A 19,539-nucleotide genomic window follows, 5' to 3' on the forward strand; every position below is an offset into this window, starting at 1 on the left:
GAAGACTGTTCACTAGAATAGTTTGAAATATCTAAAAATTTCAACATAAATAAGAGGCAAATAATTAAATAAGTCTTTTTATAGGTCTTAACATCATATACGGGAGAGTGAGTGGGTTGAAGTATGGTTTCTCTGAACGCGTAAAATTTTTAAAATCATCCGCTGTAAGGGATATATTGAAGGTAATTAATGAAGGCAATATTATTTCATTTGCTGGCGGATTACCAGAGGAAAGTCTTTTTCCTGTAAAGGGAGTAGATGAAGCATTTCATAAAGCGATAACAACCAGTAGTAAGACATTACAATATGGAGAAACAGAAGGTGTACCTGCGTTAAAAAATGCTTTAGCTGAGCAGATGCGAAAAAAAGGTATCGATAGGGATCCGGGAAATATATTGATCACCTCAGGGAGCCAGCAGGCAATCGACTTGTTTTCTAGAGTGATGTTTAATAAAGGGGATATTATTTTAACGGAAAATCCAACTTATCTAGCTGCATTACAGGTTTTTGAGTCATATGAAACAAAGGTTGTAGCAGTAGACTCTGATGAAGAAGGTATGGTCATTTCAGATTTGGAGGATAAAATAACGAAGCTTAAACCGAAATGTATCTATGTTGTTCCAACTTATTCTAATCCCACTGGGAAGGTGTGGTCCTTAGAACGACGAAAAAAATTATTAGCATTAGCAGAAAAATACCATGTGGTTATTTTTGAGGATGATCCCTATGGCGAATTAAAATTTGATACAGATGTGGCACCACCTTCTATTGCCTCCCTTGATCAAAATGAACTGGTTCTATATACAAGTACTTTTTCTAAAACCGTTGTACCTGCTATGAGAATTGGTTGGATTGTTGGTCCACATCAAATTATTCGAATTATGGCGCAAGCCAAACAAGCAACGGATTTACACACAAACTCCATTAGTCAGCATGCATTGGTTCATCTTTTGGAAGATTTTGATTTGGATGCCCATATTCAATTAATCCGAGAGACGTATTATGAACGAATGATTGTGATGAAAGAATTATTGGATTCTGTAAAAATAGAGGGTTTATCGTATATCGAACCAAAGGGCGGGATGTTCTTCTGGGTGACCTTACCAGAATATATAAACACGACTAAGCTTTTAAATGAAGCGGTTAAAGCAGGTGTTGCTTATGTACCAGGAGCACCGTTCTATGTATCTAATCCAGAACAAAACACCATGCGTCTTAACTTTACTAATTCTAAACCAGAACTCATCCAAACAGGGATGGAGAGATTAGTACACATACTTGAATCTACTCAAATGAATGTTTAAAGAAGAACCCAAAGATTTTGGGTTCTTCTTTTTATAGGCCGAAAAGCTTTTTCCACCATGGTTTATTAGCTTTCGTTAATTGTACCGGCTTTGTTTCCTGTAAAAAAATATCCTCTTTATCAATGGCATGGTCGGAAGTGAGAACGAGGCCATAGTCACTGGAAACATTTTTGTTGGAGACAGAGGTATAATGTATTTTTAAAGTTCCAGCTAAGTCACGGTAAGGTTTAAAATAACGAAAGCTCATATTTCCATTCATGAGCATGGTAGCTTTAGGGTAGGTTTTTGCTAGTTGTTGCATTTCTTTTATTCCCTTACCACTGCGCACTTCTGATTTTGTTAAAGCAAGAATAACACGTTCCCTAATTGTACCGAGGAACTTCTTTCTTTCATCTAGTTTAATCGTTTTTGGACCATATACACCTTCTTGAATATAATCCTGAACATCCTTCTTAGGCATCTTTCCACCTCTCATAGATTCATCCTTCTTATAAGGAGATTACTACAATATCTATATGTTCTATATTAGAAAAACTTGCATTCGCTTGTCTTTTAGCGGATACGTTAGCTTTTCTTATACTTTGTACATTTCAAAACCACTACGTCGAGTTTCTCCTTGCTAAGATTTTATATTTTCCTAACGTGTAAAAGTAGTAGAAGATACATTATTTTTAACACTAATTATATAGAAAGAGCAAGAAAAAACTCCTCAAATTTGAGGAGTTTTCGGATAAGAATGTTATATCAACAAAAGAACTGGGGTTGTTCTAGTCAATTATTAATCTTCATCAACTGGATAAACACCATTTTCATCATGAACCTCTTTACCTGATAATGGTGGATTAAATACACAAACCATACGCATATCGGTTTTTGCTCGTAATAGATGTTCATCATGTTGATCAAGTGCATATAGAGTGTCTTTAGTGATTGGCCATACTTTATTATCACTCAATGTGACAACTTCGCCTTCTCCTTCAATACAATATACTGATTCCAAATGGTTTTGGTACCAAATGTGAGTTTCTGTACCTGCTTTAATAATTGTATCATTAACGGAATAGCCCATTCCATCCTTTTTATTGATTAGACGGCGACTTACCCAAGTACCTCCATCTACATCATGTTCTGTACCTAATACATCTGCTAGTTTTACTACTTTCATAAAAAGTATTCCTCCTGTTAAAATTTCTATATATTTAAGGCTTCATCATAAAAGCCTTTTACACATATTTAATTTGCTACTGGATCTTTTACTAATTGTTTAATGCTTTCTTCAATTATAGCTAACCCTTTTTGTAAGTCCTCTGTTGGAATATTTAGAGGTGGGAATAGCTTAAATACTTCATCATTGGGACCAGCCGTCTCCATAATTAAACCTAAATCAAAGCATTTTGCCGTTACTTTTGCAGCAAGGCCTTCCACTTCTGAAGCAATTCCTACCATGAATCCACGACCACGAACTTCTCCTTTGATCTCTGGATATTTTGAAACAATATCCTCAAGGAAGCTATAAATAACCTCGGATTTTTGATGAATTTCTTTTTCAAAGGATTCATCCTTCCAGTAATCAAGAGCAGCTGTAGCTGTTACAAATGCATGATTATTTCCACGGAATGTTCCATTATGCTCACCAGGCTTCCAAATATCAAGCTCAGGCTTGATTAACGTTACGGCGAGTGGAAGTCCATAACCACTTAATGATTTAGATAGACAAACAATGTCTGGCTTAATTCCAGCAGCTTCAAAGCTAAAGAATGTACCAGTTCGTCCAATTCCTGCTTGAACATCATCAATGATTAATAAAATACCCCAGCGACGGCAAAGGTCCTCTAGATTCTTCAACCATTCAAATCGAGCAGCATTAATTCCGCCTTCACCTTGAACGGTTTCTACAATCATAGCAGCTGGAATCGCAACACCACTACCGTTGTCTTCTAAGAATCGCTCTAAATATACTAGGGTATCGTGATCAACATAGTTATCATAGGCCATCGTTACCGTATTTTGAAGTGGAATACCAGCACCTTTACGTTTCATGGAGTTTCCAGTTACGGATAAAGAACCAATTGTCATACCATGGAAACCACCTGTAAAGCTAATAATATCTGTTCTACCAGTTACTTTACGCGCTAGCTTTAATGCACTCTCCACACTGTTTGTCCCCGTTGGACCTGGAAACATGACTTTATAATCTAATTCACGTGGTTTTAAAATAACGTCTTGAAATTTCTCAAGAAACTCTGCTTTTGCATTAGAGGCCATATCCAAGGAATGAGTAATGCCGTCATTCATAATATAATCTACTAGTTGCTTTTTCATGTGATCATCATTATGGCCATAATTTAAAGCTCCGGCACCTGAAAAGAAATCAATAAATTCTTTGCCATCTTCGTCCCACATTAGATGTTTTTTTGCTTTCGTAAAGACTGTTGGAAAGTTGCGTACATAACTACGTACAACAGATTCATGTTCGTTAATAATATTAATATGTTTACTCATTAATCATTTCCTCCTAATTTATAAATAAGAATGATGATTGAAAAAAATCCTACTGAATATCTGAAAATTCAAAATATTCAGATGATTTAATGCTGAATTGGCCCCACGACGAATCTCCATTCTTCCTCATGTTCATCTCCAGGAAAAATATCTTTCGTAAAGAACTCGTCGGAGTGAATTTCAGTATGAAAATCACGTGCTAGCTTTTGAAATAAGGATTGTGATGCACGATTTGTAGGTGTGATGGTTGCTTCCACAAATTGAATGGATTGACATGCTTCGCTTTCTAATAAAAAATGTAACATTTTGGAAGCAATTCCTTTTCCACGCTGATTGGTGTCTACACCTACTTGCCAAATAAAAACGGTATTTTGCTTTTTAGGGGGGATAAATGCGGTTATAAAACCAATTACTTGGTCATTTTGTTTTGCAATAACACAGGTTTCATTAAAGTATTCACTCATCAAAATATACTTGTAAGATGAGTTTGTATCTAGAGTTGATTTGGTTACTAATTCCCACATCGCTGCTCCATCCTTTTTGGTAGGATGTTCTAAAATAATATCAGCAGCATTACTAGTATGATTAACTGTCACAATGAACTCCTTTCTTATTTGGCCAAGTTTCCTTGTTCAAATAGTACATTGTTAATAATAAAGGGAACTGGGCTTTATCGCAAACTGCCTATAAAGTGATTAAACAGTTTTAATCTGCTTGAGTTAGGGTGAGCGCCATTCAATTCGGCGTAGGTTTATAAATCCTTCGATATTGTCACGTATCCTTACAAATGAGCAGAATTTGTTTTTGACACAGTTCTTTTTAGTTATAACCTTTTTATCTAAATACGAAACATAAAATAATGAGAAAATGTTAGCTATAGAAGAATAAGTTTACTACATGAAATGATGTGATCTAATTCATACTATTGAAAGGAGGAATTTTTATGATGACAATTATAGCAGCTTTTATCGTATGGTTTTCGCAAGTCATTGTTCAGAATGAAGTAATCGTGACTTTTGATGGTCAGCAGGTGGCGAGTGCTCAAAAATCTGACTTTACGGTTCCTTTACTGGAAGAACAAATCATTGATACAAGGAATTATACACAATTTATAAAGAGGATTAATGAAAAGATTTATCAGAAGCCTTTGAATGCTACAATTAATGACCAAGGGTCCATTGTACCTGGAAAGGTGGGAATTCAATTACATCAGGAGAAATTTAAAGAACAATTTTATCGCCATTATTTTGAAAATAGTACTACGCAAATAGAAGCACCAGTCGTAGAGATCCATCCAAAAGTAGACACAGAGCTTTTAGCGAATATAAGAACACATAAAATTGGACAATATGTTACGTATTTTAATCAAAATAAAAAAGCTCGTGCTCACAATATATCTCTTGCTGGAGAAGCAATTAATAACCATGTTGTTTTTCCTGGAGAAACATTTTCTTTCAACGAAGTAGTAGGGAAAAGAACGAAAGAAAAAGGATATCTTCCTGCACCTGAAATTGTGAAAGGTGAGTTAACGGAGGGGATAGGTGGCGGGATTTGTCAAATATCTTCCACTTTATTTAATGCAGTCGACAGGGCAGGAGTAAAAATTTTAGAACGATATTCCCATAGTAAAAGGGTACCCTATGTCCCTCCAGGACGGGATGCAACAGTAAGCTGGTATGGACCTGATTTTACCTTTAAAAATAGTCTGAATCAGCCATTGTTAATTCAATCTAAGACACAAAATGGGCAAGTAATCATTGAAATTTACTCTTCAGATATAGTAGAGAATCGTAATGAATAAAAAGGAGCATTAAATGTCACCATTCAATGCTCTCTATTTTACGTTATTATTTTTTTAAATGTGCTGGAACTTCTACATTTAATTTTGCTGCGATTCTTTCTGCTAGCTCTGGATCTACTTTATAGAAGTTTTCCAATTGACGTTCAATAATACCTTCGCGTGTTACTCCACTCATGTGATCAGCAAAGTTTTGAACTAAATGTTCGCGTTCTTCATCATTCATTACATCACGGAATAATGCACGTGGTTGAGAATAGTGGTCATCACTATCATAAGCGACACTATCAGCAAAACCACTTACTTCAAATGGAGTAATATTATTTTCCGGTGTTTCTTTTGGTGTTTCGCTAAAGCTATTAGGCTCATAGTTTGGCGCACTACCACCATTGCCATCAAAACGCATCTGTCCATCGCGTTGGTAATTGTTTACCGCAGATTTAGCTCGATTGATCGGTAATGCTTCATGATTTGCTCCAATACGATAACGATGAGCATCAGAATATGCAAATAAACGACCTTGAAGCATTTTATCTGGAGATGCTTCAATGCCAGGTACAAAATGTCCAGGTGAGAAAGCAGCTTGTTCTACTTCTGCAAAGTAGTTTTCAGGGTTTCTGTCTAACACCATGCGTCCTACCTCAATTAATGGATAATCAGCATGTGGCCATACCTTTGTCACATCAAAAGGATCATATCGATAGGTTTTAGCATCTTCAATTGGCATAATTTGTACTTTTAATGTCCAAGAAGGGTAATCCCCTTTGGCAATAGCATTAAATAGATCTGCTGTATGATAGTCAGGGTTTTCTCCAGCGAGTTGGTCGGCAACTTTTGGATCTAGTCCTTTAACACCTTGATCGGAGATAAAGTGATATTTTACCCAAACAGCTTCTCCGTCTTTATTTACCCACTTAAATGTATGGCTTCCATATCCGTTCATATGACGAAGAGTTGCTGGAATACCACGGTCAGAGTGTAAATACGTAATTTGGTGTAGAGATTCTGGAGATAATGACCAGAAATCCCATACTGCGTTCGGATCCTTTAGGTTTGTTTGTGGATTCCGTTTTTGCGTATGAATGAAATCTGGGAATTTTATTGCATCACGAATAAAGAAGATGGGCGTATTGTTTCCAACTAAATCGTAATTTCCTTCTTCTGTATAGAATTTCACAGCAAAACCACGAGGGTCACGGACTGTATCTGCTGAACCTAATTCCCCAGCAACAGTGGAGAAACGAATAAACATAGGTGTCTTTTTGCCAACTTCTGATAAGAAATCAGCTTTTGTATATTTTGATACATCATTTGTCACTTCAAAGTAGCCGTGTGCACCTGCACCTTTGGCGTGCACGACACGTTCAGGTACTCTTTCGCGGTTGAAATGTGCAAGTTTTTCGAGTAAATGTACATCTTGGATTAAAGTAGGACCTCTATGTCCCGCTGTAATTGAATTTTGATTGTCGCCAACAGGAGCTCCTGAGGCTGTCGTTAAGTATTTTTTATCTTCACTCATTAAAAAGCACCTCTCCTTTATAAATAATTCATCTTTTATTATAATACAAGTTTTATAAAAATCAATATTTATTTAAAATAATTTTAATTAAAAAAGTAAAAAAAAAGAGAGGCACCTATGTAAAAATAGTTGCGCTCCATGGATTGGGAAACATCCTTAGTAAAAAAACAAAGGCTTCTACCCTAAGGGAGCGGGAAAGAAGCGTTTGTTTCTCTTTTGTTGATTGGGGGTAACAAAAGATATGTGTAAAGGGAATGTTTCGGGCACATGTGAGTGTGCTACGATTACATTATATCGATAATGAGAATCATTTTCAATAGTTTTGATAAAAAAATACAAAAAATTTGTGAAATGGACAATTTAAGTTTATAAAAGAAGGATAGAGCTTTTTAGGTGAGGTGAAGGAAATGATACTAGACTTAGAGAAAGTCGGATTAAAGAAAAGTGGAAAATGGATTCTTCATGATATTGATTGGACCATTAATCAGGGAGAGCACTGGGTAATACTCGGATTAAATGGTGCGGGAAAAACAGCGCTCTTACATATGCTTTGTGCTTATTATTTTCCGACAACCGGAAAAGTACAAGTAATTGGGAAACAATTTGGACAAGATATATTAGGAGAACAATTACGTCAGCAAATTGGCATTGTTTCATCCAAAATAAAGGATCGGATGTATGGATCAGATAGTGCTTATCAGGTTGTGCTCAGTGGTGGTTTTGCATCGATCGGTCTTTATGAAGAGCCTACGGATGAAATGAGAGCAAAAGCTCAGCAATTATTGAAAGATTTGAAATGTTTTCACTATGCTAATCAAACATTTCAGACCTTATCACAAGGGGAACAACAGCGGGTATTAATTGCTCGAGCACTCATGGGCGATCCGAAGCTCTTAATTCTCGATGAACCAACAAATGGATTAGATTTTATTGCAAGAGAAGCATTGTTAGAATCCATTGAGAATATTGCAGCAAAACCTTCTCCTACCATTATATATGTTACCCATCATGTAGAGGAGATTTTACCAGAATTCAATAAAACTCTTCTATTGAAAGAGGGTACTGTCTTTGGGAAAGGAGATAGTCGTGACATGATTACTTCGACAAGGTTATCAGAGTTTTTTGGTATATCTGTGGAAGTTAGCTGGAACGGCCAACGTCCATCCATCCAAAAAAAATAGGAGCCATTCTTTATGTTAAGACAGCTTAATCAACTATTACAACGAATTATGCCTTTCATAGCACCTTCAAGTGTTGTGTTAGGTGTTAGCTTTTCTAGCTTTTTTAGCCATTTTGACGCAATGGTTATTTATATTTTTGCCTTTATGACCTTTGCTGGAAGTTTAAGCTTAAACTTTATTACACTACATCGAGTCTTATCTCATCCACTTTCGATCATTATTGCTCTTATTTTGTTGCATTTTATTATGCCACTATGGGCATGGCTAGTTGGATGGATAGTATTTACTGAGGATGTATTAACGATTACGGGTTTTGTTATTGCGATGATTATTCCAACAGGTATCACTAGTTTTATATGGGTATCCATGAATAAAGGAAATGTTGCTTTAACTTTATCGATTATATTGATCGACACGATTTTATCCCCTTTTATTGTTCCATTGAGTTTATCCTTTGTGGTTGGTCAATCCGTGGAGCTTGAGGTTTGGTCGATGATGAAAGGACTCTTAATTATGATTGTCATTCCATCTATTTTAGCGATGATTTTACATGAATGGACAAAGGGAAAGATTCATGAGGTGTGGAGTCCAAGACTTGCTCCATTCTCCAAATTGGCATTAGCGATCGTTATTATGATTAACAGTGCGGAGGTAGCTCCTTATTTACAAGCAATAGACTGGAAGCTTTTGAAGATTGCACTATGTATGTTTTTCATTGCAGCAACAGGCTATTTACTTGCATGGCTTGTAGCTAAATGGCTAAAGCGGTCAGGTAAGGATGTGATCTCGTTAACATTTAGTGGTGGAATGAGAAATATAAGTGCAGGTGCTGTTATCGCGGTACAATACTTCCCTGGTCCAGTAGCGGTACCAGTAGTTGTTGGTATGTTATTTCAGCAGGTGCTTGCCTCCATTTACAGCAAGCTACTCATACGAAAGTAACATTCGAATTAGTCATCTTTTGGGCAAATCAAAAATAAGATAGTAAAAAAAGGAAAGTAGGTGCCCAATTGATCACTTGGCTCTCTTTTGTATTATTATCACTAGCTTCTTTTAGACTTACACATCTTATTGTCTATGATAAAATCACTGGTTTTATCCGAGCACCATTTTTTGAAAGGGAGGAAAGGCCTTTATCAGATGGTACGGTGGAAGAGATTATCTCTTATAAGGGGACGGGTTTAAGACGATGGATAGGAGAACTATTAAGCTGCCATTGGTGTACAGGGATATGGGTAGCTTGCCTTTTATTTATCGGCTTTCACTTTTTTACTTCATTGTTCATGCCGATTCTAATCATTTTGGCTGTTGCAGCAGTGGCAGCAATCATTGAGGTCATTATTTCCTATTTTATTTAAACACTATTTTCTTTCACCTCTTAAGGAACTCAAGCAACCACATGACTTTCTTCTTCTGGATTTTTTATTCGTATTGACCTTTTTCGTAGACTTTTCATATCCCATAAATCTCTCTCCTTTATGTTTGATTAAAAGGTATACCATGCTTTAAGATATGTAAGTCGCTAATATTAAGTTCGGGAAAGTAGAAAAAATGTGTTGCTGCTGGATTGGGAGATTCTTAGCTCTAGAAGGTATGTTATAATGATGGAAAATGACGAATGATGGGGGATTTACTGTCATGTGGATAATATTAATCATTTGTATCGTAATTGTGATCGGAGTATTATTCCTATCTGTTGCGACATTAAGTAAAGGTTACGCCTACAAGCATACTATTGATCCGTTACCAGAGGAGCAAAAGAAAGAAAGTCAATCCGTACAGGAATAACCGAGGATGTTTTGTCGTGTTAATCAGAGCAATGGAAAGAACTATTTTCAAGATAGAGGAATATATCCTGGTAAAGAGAGAAACATGAGAGCGTTTCGCCAAGATAAAAAAATATCTCTTGGTAATCTAAGCAATTCAATGTACTGTTACCAAGATGAAAATTCTGGCTTTTACCATTATATAGAAAGCATCCATGTATACATTCCTCAAAAATTCACGGCACATTGTAGGATAACTTGATCCATACAATGTGCCGCATTTGTATTTATAGTGATGCTTTATAAATGGCTATTGCATCATCTCTGTTTAATTTTTTGAAATTGCCAAATTCACTTTTTGCGATGACTGTTTTGTCTGCCATTACGTCGATGGAATCGTCTGTTATACCATAATCTCCAAGTGTGGAAGGGGCATCAATGCTGTTCCAAAAGTCTCGAAGCTTGTCGATTCCCTCTAGTCCAATTTCTTTATCAGATTTTCCTTCTGGATCCACGTCAAATACTCTTATCGCGAATTGCTTGAACCGTCCTACATTCTCGTCAATAGCATATTTCATCCAATTAGGGAAAAGAATCGCTAAACCTCCGCCGTGCGGAATATCATGGACGGCAGAAACGGCATGTTCTAGATTATGGGTTGCCCAGTCGCCGTGATATCCCATATTTACCATTCCATTGAGAGCCATTGTTCCATTATAAAGAATGGTTTCTCTATGAGCTGTATTTTTAAGATCCTCTAGTAATTTAGGGGCTGTCTCGATCACCGTTTTTAAAATGCCTTCTACCATTCGATCCTGTAGAAGAGTATTTTCTTCATGATGAAAATAATGCTCTAATGCATGGGACATAATGTCTACCATTCCATATATGGTTTGGTCCTTAGGTACCGTTTTTGTGAAATCTGGATCTAAAATAGAAAAAGTAGGGAATGAATAGGGGCTACCCCAACCATGCTTTTCATTCGTTTCCCAATTCGTAATAACAGACCCTGAATTCATTTCAGATCCTGTTGCTGCAAGGGTGAGTACTGTTCCGAAATCTAGTGCTCCATTTGCAGTTTCTTTCTTCGTTACAATATCCCAAATATCTGTTTCAGATTTAGCTCCTACCGCGATGGCTTTCGTACAATCAATTGTACTGCCTCCACCAACAGCGAGAATGAAATCTATCTGTTCTTTTTTACAAATTTCAATACCTTTCCTTGCTGTTGTCACTCGTGGATTCGGTTCAACACCACTAAGTTCGAAAATTTTCTTACCTGCTTTATGTAATATCTGGGTAACCTGATCATATAAGCCATTACGCTTAATGCTTCCTCCACCATATACAAGTAAAATATTTTCTCCATACTTCGTTATTTCATCAGATAGATTAGTGAGCTGCCCTTTACCGAAATAGAGCTTTGTTGGATTGTAAAATGTGAATTTTTGCATGATTTTTCCTCCTATTCACCATAATAGAAACCACATCTTTAAATATCGCAATAATCTTAATTTATGTAAAGAATTTTGTTTTATCCTTAGCCACGAGCTAGTAATGTTTAATATTTGGAGAAAAAGGAATAGTATTGGTAGAATATAAATGTAAGCCATTAATGGTTTTATATACTATCATAAAATTGGTTGATAGTATAAGTAAAACTTAGGCTTTCGCCATTACTTGCACCCAAAGGGCACAAGTCATTCTTTAGCAAGTAAAATACTCTTGCTAAGTAATGCTACGACGATAAGCCAAGTTTTCTAATTAAAAAAAGGAGTGGATAAGTATGAGTAATGTATTATTTACATCAAAAGCAACTGCTAAAGGTGGCCGCGATGGTCATGTAAAGTCAGATGATGGGTTAATTGATTTAAATCTAGTGAATCCAGCAGGTGATAGTAGTGGTACAGGCTCCAATCCTGAACAATTATTTGCTGCAGGATATTCAGCCTGCTATGATGGTGCGTTAAACCTAATGGCTTCTAAACAAAAAAAGGACATTGATTCCTCTATTACTGCAGAAGTAAGTCTCCTTAAAGACACTGATGATGGTGGATTTAAAATTGGTGTTGTTTTGAATGTAGAGATTAAAGGTGTATCTCAAGAAGAAGCAGAAGAGCTTGCAAAAGCTGCACATGATTTCTGCCCATATTCCAAAGCAACTAGAGGAAACATTGACGTGGAGTTAAAAACAAAAGCAGTTTAAAAAACATAATAAGAGGCCCTCACCACATTAGGTGAAGGGCCTTTTTAGTTATTGTTTATTTTGAAAAAGATCTTGAAATGCATGGAAAACCTCTATCCCTTGATATACAAATAGGGAAATAGCTGTTATAGAAAACATTCCGATCATAATAAAACGCGCCCAAAGCATGAAACCTCCTCCTCTCCTTCTTAAACTTATCCTTTAAGAGAGAGGAGGGTGATCAAATAATTTGATTGACACATTTTTGGAATGAGTTTTCTTTCTCTTATCTCTGTACTCGCAGTTCCGTTTGAAGTTAATACAATCGAAATCAGAATCGAACTCCAAATAAATGCTGATAGAATGAATAGCGAATTATCTGGTTGAAAATCAGTCTTCGAAACGGAATGATCTGCGACATCCATACTATGCTCCATCACGAGCACAGGGTGCATCGCTCCTGTTGAAATCGGGAGCATGCCATGAATAAGAATAGTGAACAAGAAGATGAGGGCAACATATTTTTTCAATTCTAATCCCTCCATTTTTAAACCATTCTCATTATATGTTCATTATACGCTTCAGATGACAATTCGTAAAGCAAGTGAAAGATCGGAGTCTAATCAATTAGATAAGCTTCACCTTATAAAACATATTTGTTGCGACTAGCACCAATACCAAAGCCAATCATTACGATCGTTACAAGGATAATGGCCATAAGAGAATTATCCCAGCTTCCAGTAAGATCAAATAATAATCCAACGATAATTGGTCCTACAGAAGCTAAAAGGTATCCAAATGACTGGGCCATCCCTGATAACTCTGCAGCTTGTCTGGCATTTTTTGTCCGTAGACCTAGAAGTGCTAATGCTAAGCTAATACTAGAGCCTAACGTAAAACCGATAAGCGTGATCGAAATTGTTGTTAGGATGATGGATGAGTGAAATAGTAACCCAATATAGCCGATAACTCCTGCACTACCGAAACCAAGAACGAGACTTCTTTGATTCTTTAATTTACCAGCAATAATAGGGGTAAGAAAGGTTGCTGGAAGACTTATAAATTGCATATAGGCGACAAACCAACCGGCCGTTGATGGTAAAAATCCATCTGCGATCAGAATCTCAGAAAGCCATGAAATCGTCACATAAAATAAAAAGGATTGAAGCCCCATAAATATGGTAACCTGCCAAGCAATACCAGATTTGAGCATCTTTCTAGCACTAGGCTCATATAGTTTTAAATCCTTTTCAGCTGGGGTGTTCTTCATCACAAATAGCCAAATAGCTATTCCAATTATTGTTATAACACTCCAGCTTGCCAGGGACAACTTCCAGCCGAGATCTATACCAGATGTTAGTGGGACACTGAGACCAGATCCAGCTGCTGCAAATGTAGACATACAGGTTGTATATACTCCTGTCATGATACCAATTTTACTAGGAAAGCTCCCTTTTATGAGACTCGGAAGAATAACGTTAATGATCGCAATACCAACGCCAACCAACGTGGTTCCGAGATAGAGAAGAGCGATTGTTGCAATGGATCGGATCCAAATTCCACTCATTAAAATAATTAATCCAATCAGTAATGCACGCATATTTCCAATTCGATTTGCTAACCTTGGTGCAATTGGAGACATGAAGGCAAATGCCAGTAGTGGTAGACTAGTAATGAACCCTACGCTCCAGTTACTAAGGGATAAATCATCACGAATCATACCTATTATAGGTCCAACCGATGTAATGGCAGGACGTAAATTGAAGGAAAGTATAATAATTCCAATGATTAAAAGCACTGTCTTTTTTTTAGTTAACTGCATTGATTTTCACCTGTTTCATAAGTTTTAATATCAATTCACATACAAATTATGTTAATATAATAGAAGAACACCTTATCTATCTTCGTAATTCATAGATAGAAAAATGGTAAGCTAATACCCTATAAAGGATAGCACAAAAACTTTATAAAAAAAATTTCCTTAGTTCAGACGAAAGAAGGTTACCTATGGATAACAAATTTATATCAGAATTACTCTCATGGTTAAAAGCACTATTAATAGCAGTAGTTATTGTTCTAGTTTGTCGCCATTTTTTATTCACTCCATCTATTGTTAAGGGTGAGTCCATGATGCCTAATTTACAGGATGGGGATCGCATTATTTTAAGTAAGATAAGTGAAATAGAGCGATTTGACGAAATAGCTTTCGAAGCCCCGGACTCTGAAGATAATTATGTTAAAAGAGTAATTGGTATTCCAGGTGATAGTATCGAAATGAAAAATGACCATTTATTCATAAACGGCAAGGAATATAAAGAAGATTACTTGACAGCATACAAAGAAACGCTACCTGAAGGGGAAAGCTTAACGAATGATTTTACCCTCTATAATTTGACAGGTGAAGAAACAGTTCCTGATGGGAAATTCTTTGTGCTTGGAGATAATCGTCGTGTGAGCAAGGATAGTCGCTCCTTTGGATTCATTGATGAGGAATCCATTATTGGAGATGTGAAAATGAGAATCTGGCCACTCGATTCGATTGGGTGGATCAACTAGACATATATATCGCTTTCTTGACAGAATGGAACTCACATGTTTTATTAGAATTAATTGAATACAAAAATTCCACTAGGGGTGCCATCGGAATGGCTGAGATAAGAATAGTTCTTCTTGATCCCTTTGAACCTGAACTAGTTAAAGCTGGCGGAGGGAAGTGGAGTCGGTCAAAAGTGATAGATTGATGTAATAAATAACCGCTCCATTTATATAAGGGGCGGTTTTTTTATTTCCCTTCATTTCGTAAAAAGAGAGGAGAAAGGTTTATGTCCAATCAAATAGTAAGTGCAGTAACGATAGCCGGTACAGATCCTTCTGGTGGTGCAGGGATCCAAGCAGATCTAAAAACATTTCAGGAAAGAGAAGTCTATGGAATGAGTGTCATTACATCGGTTGTCGCACAAAACACTATGGGGGTAAAGGCAGTAGAGCATCTCCCCATTGATTTTATAGAAAAACAGTTTGATGCGGTATGGGAGGACATTACCCCACACGCCGTCAAGACTGGAATGATTGCTACCATTGAGATGATGGAGCTCATTGCAAAAAAACTTACAAACAGTAAAATCCCATTTGTTATTGATCCAGTGATGATTGCTAAAAGTGGTGATCCATTAATGGAAGAGAAGTCTCGCGAGGTTATTCGAGATATACTCCTACCACTTGCAACGGTTGTTACGCCAAACGTACCAGAAGCAGAGTTTCTAGTAGGTTTTTCCATCAACTCACAAAAGGACACTGAAAAAGCAGCCAAAGTGTTGGTCCATCAATTAGGGGCAAAAGCGGCTGTAGTGAAAGGTGGACATCTTGATGGCGATGCGAAGGATGTATTATATGATGGGGCTCAATTTGATTATTTCAGTACGAAAAGAATCGATACACCTCACACCCACGGAACAGGCTGTACGTTCTCAGCAGCCATTACGGCCGAGCTAGCTAAAGGTAAATCAATTAACGAAGCGGTGGGGCTTGGAAAAGAATTTATTACAGAGGCTATTCAACATTCTCTGTTACTGGGCAAAGGGAATGGCCCAACTAATCATTGGGGATATCGACTAAAAGGATTACCAAATAGAGGAGAAATGGAATAATGAAGCTAACACAGATTCAACTATTACAGGAAAAGCAACCATTAATTCATAATATTACCAACCAAGTAGTGATGAACTTTACAGCAAATGGCTTATATGCAATAGGTGCATCACCTGTTATGGCGCATGCTAAAGAAGAAATAGAGGAAATGGCTCAAATAGCGGATGCGGTCGTTTTAAATATTGGTACATTGACGCAAGATCAGGTGGATGCCATGATCCTTGCAGGTAAATCAGCTAATAAAGCGGGAGTGCCCGTCGTTTTAGATCCAGTAGGTGTAGGAGCAACTACATTTCGCACATCCTCTGCTTTAAGAATATTAGACAAAGTAGATGTAACGATTATAAGAGGAAATGCTGGTGAGGTTGCTAATTTAGCCGGTATGGAGGTAAAAGTGAAGGGGGTTGATGTGACGGGTGACCTTCAGAACGAAAATCTTGCAACACTTGCTGCTAAAAAATTTAATACAAATATTGCGATAACAGGGGAAGTGGATGTAGTGACAAATGGGCTATCAAGATATAGGATCACTAATGGTCATCCATTGCTAACAAAAGTCACAGGTACAGGCTGTCTATTATCCGCTGTGATTGGGGCATTTTTAGCAGTAGAGAAGGATGTCTTAACCGCAGCTACTACAGCCATCAGCTATTACGGGGTTGCTGCTGAAGAAGCTGCCCAACAGTCCAATTTGCCAGGCAGTTTTCAAATCAACTTCTTGGATCAACTGAATCATTTAAACATGGAGGCTTTTGAGAGAAAATCACGTATTTCAATGGGAACATTCGGGAGTGAACATTTTTGATGAAGCCGTCTATTTTGCAGGTTTATTTTATTTTAGGAACGAATAATACAGAACAAGATCCATTAGAGGTATTGGAGAAAGCCCTTCAAGGAGGAGTGAGCCTTTTCCAATTTCGAGAAAAAGGGAAAGGAGCACTCATCGGAGAGGAAAAGAAGCAGATGGCTTTGAAGATGAAAGGGCTTTGTCACCAGTACGATGTCCCATTTCTGATTAATGATGATATCGATCTCGCGCTAGAAATCGGGGCAGATGGTGTTCATATTGGGCAGGAGGATGAACCTTTTGTACAGGTGAAAAGCAGATGCCCGGATCATTGGATTATTGGTGTTTCTGCAACGAATGAAAAGGAAGCAATTAAAGCAAAAGAGGATGGAGCAGATTACATCGGAGTTGGCCCCATATATGGGACGAATACAAAGGAGGATGCAAAGCAGCCAATAGGAGAAGATGGTTTAAGGAATATTCGTGAGCAAGTCGGAGATTTGCCAATTGTGGCGATTGGTGGAATTAAGTTGGGCCATATATTCGGACTAAGAAAAGCTGGCGCGGATGGCGTATCTATTATTACGGCCATTAGTCGTTCGAAAAAACCAAAGGAAATGGCTCACTTATTTAGAAAATTTGCTCATTATCAATCAAATTGAATCAATAGCCACTTGCTTGGGTTGTCTGATAGACTAATATATAGAGGAGGCAGATAGGATGCGTTTAAAGGATAAGAAAGTGATTGCATTATTAGAGGAAGACTTTGAAGATTTAGAATTATGGTATCCTGTATTAAGATTGCGAGAAGAAGGCGCAATCGTAGATTTAGTCGCAAAAGAAGCGAAGAAAAAGTATTTCGGAAAATACGGAGTACCGGCAGAATCGGATTATAGTTTTTCACAAATCGATGTAAATGACTATGATGCGATACTTGTACCAGGTGGTTGGGCGCCTGATAAACTTAGGCGTTATCGAGAAGTGTTAGATATGGTGAGATCTATGAATGAGCAGCAAAAGCCAATTGGTCAGATTTGCCATGCTGGCTGGGTACTTATTTCTGCTGGCATTTTGCGAGGGAAAAAAGTCACCAGTACCCCAGGAATCAAGGATGATATGACTAACGCTGGTTCCTTATGGTTTGATGAAGCTGTCGTAACGGATGGACACATTGTTTCTAGCCGCAGACCACCAGATTTACCCCCATATGTAAAAGCATTTGCTGATCTACTAGCAGCAAATTAAGGAGGAGCCGCAGAAGGCTCCTTTTTTTACACGTTAGAAAAGTATAAAATCTTTACACAGCAGAAGTTCGACGTAGCGGAGATTTTAAGGTGCCAAGTATAAGCAAAACTAGGCATTCTCCAAAAGACGAGCGAATGCGAGTTTTTCTAACATTATTTTTTGGTAAAGATGTGCTTATCTAGCATTTTTAACTTGAAATGATGAAGAGATTTGATACAATGAAGCTTATCGTTTTTGTTAAAGTACTAGCAGAGTAAATGCTGGAAAAAAAGCAGTAGATGGAATGGCAATGGGTACACTACCTACATTTTAGCCAGCAGTTAGGGGCGGAATACGAAGTGAAGCAAATCAATGTATCATCAAAGATAGTCTTAGCAATTTTTATGATTGGTACCTTTTCTGTTGGGATGACAGAGTATGTTGTAACAGGATTACTGACACAATTTGCAAACGATTTAGATGTCGATGTTTCCACAACAGGATTACTATTAAGTGTTTATGCGATAAGTGTAGCAGTGTTTGGACCAATTCTTAGAATGGTTACATTAAAATTCTCCCCCAAGCCACTCCTAGTTGGACTGATGGCTTTATTTGTTATCAGCAATATTATTGCTGCAACAGCACCAAGCTTTGAAGTATTATTACTATCTAGATTATTGTCTGCTGCTATGCATGCTCCGTTTTTTGGCCTGTGTATGGCGATAGCTGTGAATATATCTGCACCACATAAAAGAACAGGTGCGATTGCAGCTGTGCAAGGAGGACTTACCATTGCCATTATGCTAGGTGTACCTTTCGGCTCCTTTCTAGGCGGTATATTAGATTGGAGATTGGTTTTTTGGTTTATGGTAGTACTAGGAATCGTCACACTAATAGGTCTCGTTATCGTAACACCAAATCAGAAATCAACAGATGTACCAAAATTGAAAAAAGAGCTTAAAATGTTCCGTAATAAAAATGTCCTGATGGTTATATTCATTATCGTCTTTGGTTTTTCAGGTGTGTTCACTGCATATACGTTTATGGAACCAATGATTAGAGAGTTCACAGGCTTTGGAGTTACAGGTATTACAGTTGCTTTATTTTGCTTTGGTGTAGGATCCGTTATTGGGAATTTTGCTTCTGGAAAAATTCAGGAAGCACGCTTAACAGAGTATCTTATGCTAGCATTAGCTAGTTTAGCAGTTGTTTTGTTGATTTTTGCGTTTACTGTTCAATTTGCTGCACTAGCACTGATTGCCAGCTTTTTATTTGGTGCAGGGACGTTTGGGACATCTCCAATCCTGAATTCTAAAATAATTTTGGCCGCAACAGAAGCTCCATTACTATCAGGAACTATTGCAGCTTCTGTTTTCAACCTAGCAAATTTTATTGGAGCAACACTCGGAACCGTATTATTAAAGAATGGCTTCTCTTATGTCATGATTACAGTAATTGCTGCAGGTATCATCGGATTGGGTTTCATTTTAGCCATTGTGACACATTTGGTGGAAGACAAGGAAGTATTTCGGGTAGTGCGGTCTGATTCATGAGTAGGAATGATGTCTTTCAGGATGTATAGTGTCAAAAATTGTTTGATAATGTTTGAAAACGGGCATAATATA

The 19,539-nt window shown here is 37.3% G+C and carries 21 protein-coding genes and 1 riboswitch; of the genes, 13 read left to right on the top strand and 8 right to left on the bottom strand.

Features of this window, described 5'->3' with window-relative positions; all coding sequences use genetic code 11:
* Positions 1 to 116 precede the first annotated feature (116 nt).
* Positions 117 to 1,304 carry an aminotransferase-like domain-containing protein gene (locus tag ACZ5N5_RS08460; protein WP_109984789.1) on the top strand — a complete coding sequence of 396 codons (1,188 nt, stop codon included), beginning with the start codon at positions 117 to 119 and terminating at the stop codon, positions 1,302 to 1,304.
* Positions 1,305 to 1,335: 31 nt separating this feature from the next.
* Here the strand turns inward: ACZ5N5_RS08460 and ACZ5N5_RS08465 are convergent, their stop codons facing one another.
* The 4 genes from ACZ5N5_RS08465 to ectA all read right to left on the bottom strand — a co-directional run bounded on the left by ACZ5N5_RS08465 (position 1,336) and on the right by ectA (position 4,402).
* Complete coding sequence (locus tag ACZ5N5_RS08465) at positions 1,336 to 1,764, bottom strand: YueI family protein (protein WP_054788235.1); 429 nt, start codon at positions 1,762 to 1,764, stop codon at positions 1,336 to 1,338.
* A 318-nt stretch (positions 1,765 to 2,082) separates the two neighbouring features.
* Positions 2,083 to 2,469 (bottom strand): ectoine synthase, encoded by a 387-nt coding sequence (locus ACZ5N5_RS08470; RefSeq protein ID WP_054788215.1) that lies wholly within the window; start codon positions 2,467 to 2,469, stop codon positions 2,083 to 2,085.
* A gap of 68 nt (positions 2,470 to 2,537) precedes the next feature.
* The gene (ectB, locus tag ACZ5N5_RS08475) at positions 2,538 to 3,806 is read right to left on the bottom strand and encodes a diaminobutyrate--2-oxoglutarate transaminase (RefSeq protein WP_054860669.1); all 1,269 of its coding nucleotides are present in this window, start codon (positions 3,804 to 3,806) and stop codon (positions 2,538 to 2,540) included.
* A gap of 86 nt (positions 3,807 to 3,892) precedes the next feature.
* The gene (gene ectA / locus ACZ5N5_RS08480; protein ID WP_277678205.1) at positions 3,893 to 4,402 is read right to left on the bottom strand and encodes a diaminobutyrate acetyltransferase; all 510 of its coding nucleotides are present in this window, start codon (positions 4,400 to 4,402) and stop codon (positions 3,893 to 3,895) included.
* A 347-nt stretch (positions 4,403 to 4,749) separates the two neighbouring features.
* Here ectA and ACZ5N5_RS08485 point away from each other — a divergent pair, with 347 nt between their 5' ends.
* Positions 4,750 to 5,607, top strand: coding sequence for a VanW family protein (locus ACZ5N5_RS08485; protein ID WP_277678204.1), 858 nt, complete (start codon positions 4,750 to 4,752; stop codon positions 5,605 to 5,607).
* 46 nt (positions 5,608 to 5,653) lie between these two features.
* Here ACZ5N5_RS08485 and ACZ5N5_RS08490 read toward each other — a convergent pair whose 3' ends face one another.
* Positions 5,654 to 7,123: a catalase gene (locus tag ACZ5N5_RS08490; protein WP_054860668.1), complete on the bottom strand. Its 1,470-nt coding sequence runs from the start codon at positions 7,121 to 7,123 to the stop codon at positions 5,654 to 5,656.
* A 407-nt stretch (positions 7,124 to 7,530) separates the two neighbouring features.
* Between ACZ5N5_RS08490 and ACZ5N5_RS08495 the strand changes: the two genes are divergently transcribed.
* The 4 genes from ACZ5N5_RS08495 to ytzI all read left to right on the top strand — a co-directional run bounded on the left by ACZ5N5_RS08495 (position 7,531) and on the right by ytzI (position 10,092).
* Positions 7,531 to 8,304 (top strand): ABC transporter ATP-binding protein, encoded by a 774-nt coding sequence (locus ACZ5N5_RS08495; protein ID WP_054788233.1) that lies wholly within the window; start codon positions 7,531 to 7,533, stop codon positions 8,302 to 8,304.
* A 12-nt stretch (positions 8,305 to 8,316) separates the two neighbouring features.
* Positions 8,317 to 9,246 (top strand): bile acid:sodium symporter family protein, encoded by a 930-nt coding sequence (locus ACZ5N5_RS08500; RefSeq protein ID WP_109984792.1) that lies wholly within the window; start codon positions 8,317 to 8,319, stop codon positions 9,244 to 9,246.
* A gap of 68 nt (positions 9,247 to 9,314) precedes the next feature.
* Positions 9,315 to 9,662, top strand: a complete 348-nt coding sequence (locus tag ACZ5N5_RS08505) for a DUF1360 domain-containing protein (RefSeq protein WP_054860665.1) — start codon at positions 9,315 to 9,317, stop codon at positions 9,660 to 9,662.
* A 280-nt stretch (positions 9,663 to 9,942) separates the two neighbouring features.
* Positions 9,943 to 10,092 carry a YtzI protein gene (ytzI, locus tag ACZ5N5_RS08510; RefSeq protein ID WP_109984793.1) on the top strand — a complete coding sequence of 50 codons (150 nt, stop codon included), beginning with the start codon at positions 9,943 to 9,945 and terminating at the stop codon, positions 10,090 to 10,092.
* A gap of 265 nt (positions 10,093 to 10,357) precedes the next feature.
* Here the strand turns inward: ytzI and ACZ5N5_RS08515 are convergent, their stop codons facing one another.
* A complete protein-coding gene (locus ACZ5N5_RS08515) occupies positions 10,358 to 11,524 on the bottom strand; it encodes an iron-containing alcohol dehydrogenase (RefSeq protein ID WP_464373634.1) in 1,167 nt (388 codons plus the stop codon).
* A 332-nt stretch (positions 11,525 to 11,856) separates the two neighbouring features.
* On the opposite strand from ACZ5N5_RS08515, the gene ACZ5N5_RS08520 reads away from it, so the two are divergent.
* A complete protein-coding gene (locus ACZ5N5_RS08520) occupies positions 11,857 to 12,276 on the top strand; it encodes an organic hydroperoxide resistance protein (RefSeq protein WP_109984796.1) in 420 nt (139 codons plus the stop codon).
* Positions 12,277 to 12,470: 194 nt separating this feature from the next.
* Here ACZ5N5_RS08520 and ACZ5N5_RS08525 read toward each other — a convergent pair whose 3' ends face one another.
* Both ACZ5N5_RS08525 and ACZ5N5_RS08530 read right to left on the bottom strand, forming a co-directional pair.
* Positions 12,471 to 12,785 carry a hypothetical protein gene (locus ACZ5N5_RS08525; protein ID WP_464373635.1) on the bottom strand — a complete coding sequence of 105 codons (315 nt, stop codon included), beginning with the start codon at positions 12,783 to 12,785 and terminating at the stop codon, positions 12,471 to 12,473.
* A gap of 113 nt (positions 12,786 to 12,898) precedes the next feature.
* The gene (locus ACZ5N5_RS08530; protein ID WP_464368427.1) at positions 12,899 to 14,077 is read right to left on the bottom strand and encodes a CynX/NimT family MFS transporter; all 1,179 of its coding nucleotides are present in this window, start codon (positions 14,075 to 14,077) and stop codon (positions 12,899 to 12,901) included.
* A 185-nt stretch (positions 14,078 to 14,262) separates the two neighbouring features.
* Here ACZ5N5_RS08530 and lepB point away from each other — a divergent pair, with 185 nt between their 5' ends.
* From lepB to ACZ5N5_RS08560, 6 genes are all read left to right on the top strand, one after another.
* Complete coding sequence (lepB, locus tag ACZ5N5_RS08535; RefSeq protein ID WP_054788213.1) at positions 14,263 to 14,811, top strand: signal peptidase I; 549 nt, start codon at positions 14,263 to 14,265, stop codon at positions 14,809 to 14,811.
* 64 nt (positions 14,812 to 14,875) lie between these two features.
* Positions 14,876 to 14,984: riboswitch (TPP riboswitch) on the top strand.
* A 93-nt stretch (positions 14,985 to 15,077) separates the two neighbouring features.
* Complete coding sequence (thiD, locus tag ACZ5N5_RS08540; protein ID WP_464373636.1) at positions 15,078 to 15,902, top strand: bifunctional hydroxymethylpyrimidine kinase/phosphomethylpyrimidine kinase; 825 nt, start codon at positions 15,078 to 15,080, stop codon at positions 15,900 to 15,902.
* Positions 15,902 to 16,708 (top strand): hydroxyethylthiazole kinase, encoded by an 807-nt coding sequence (gene thiM, locus ACZ5N5_RS08545; protein WP_464373637.1) that lies wholly within the window; start codon positions 15,902 to 15,904, stop codon positions 16,706 to 16,708. The genes thiD and thiM overlap by 1 nt, the downstream gene beginning before the upstream one ends.
* The gene (gene thiE / locus ACZ5N5_RS08550; RefSeq protein WP_464373638.1) at positions 16,708 to 17,352 is read left to right on the top strand and encodes a thiamine phosphate synthase; all 645 of its coding nucleotides are present in this window, start codon (positions 16,708 to 16,710) and stop codon (positions 17,350 to 17,352) included. Before thiM ends, thiE begins: the two co-directional genes overlap by 1 nt.
* A 58-nt stretch (positions 17,353 to 17,410) precedes the next feature.
* Positions 17,411 to 17,935, top strand: coding sequence for a type 1 glutamine amidotransferase domain-containing protein (locus ACZ5N5_RS08555; protein WP_109984800.1), 525 nt, complete (start codon positions 17,411 to 17,413; stop codon positions 17,933 to 17,935).
* A 383-nt stretch (positions 17,936 to 18,318) separates the two neighbouring features.
* On the top strand, positions 18,319 to 19,467 hold the full coding sequence (locus tag ACZ5N5_RS08560) for an MFS transporter (RefSeq protein ID WP_464373762.1): 1,149 nt from the start codon (positions 18,319 to 18,321) through the stop codon (positions 19,465 to 19,467).
* Positions 19,468 to 19,539: the final 72 nt, after the last annotated feature.

It is taken from the genome of Gracilibacillus sp. JCM 18966 (assembly GCF_055392695.1).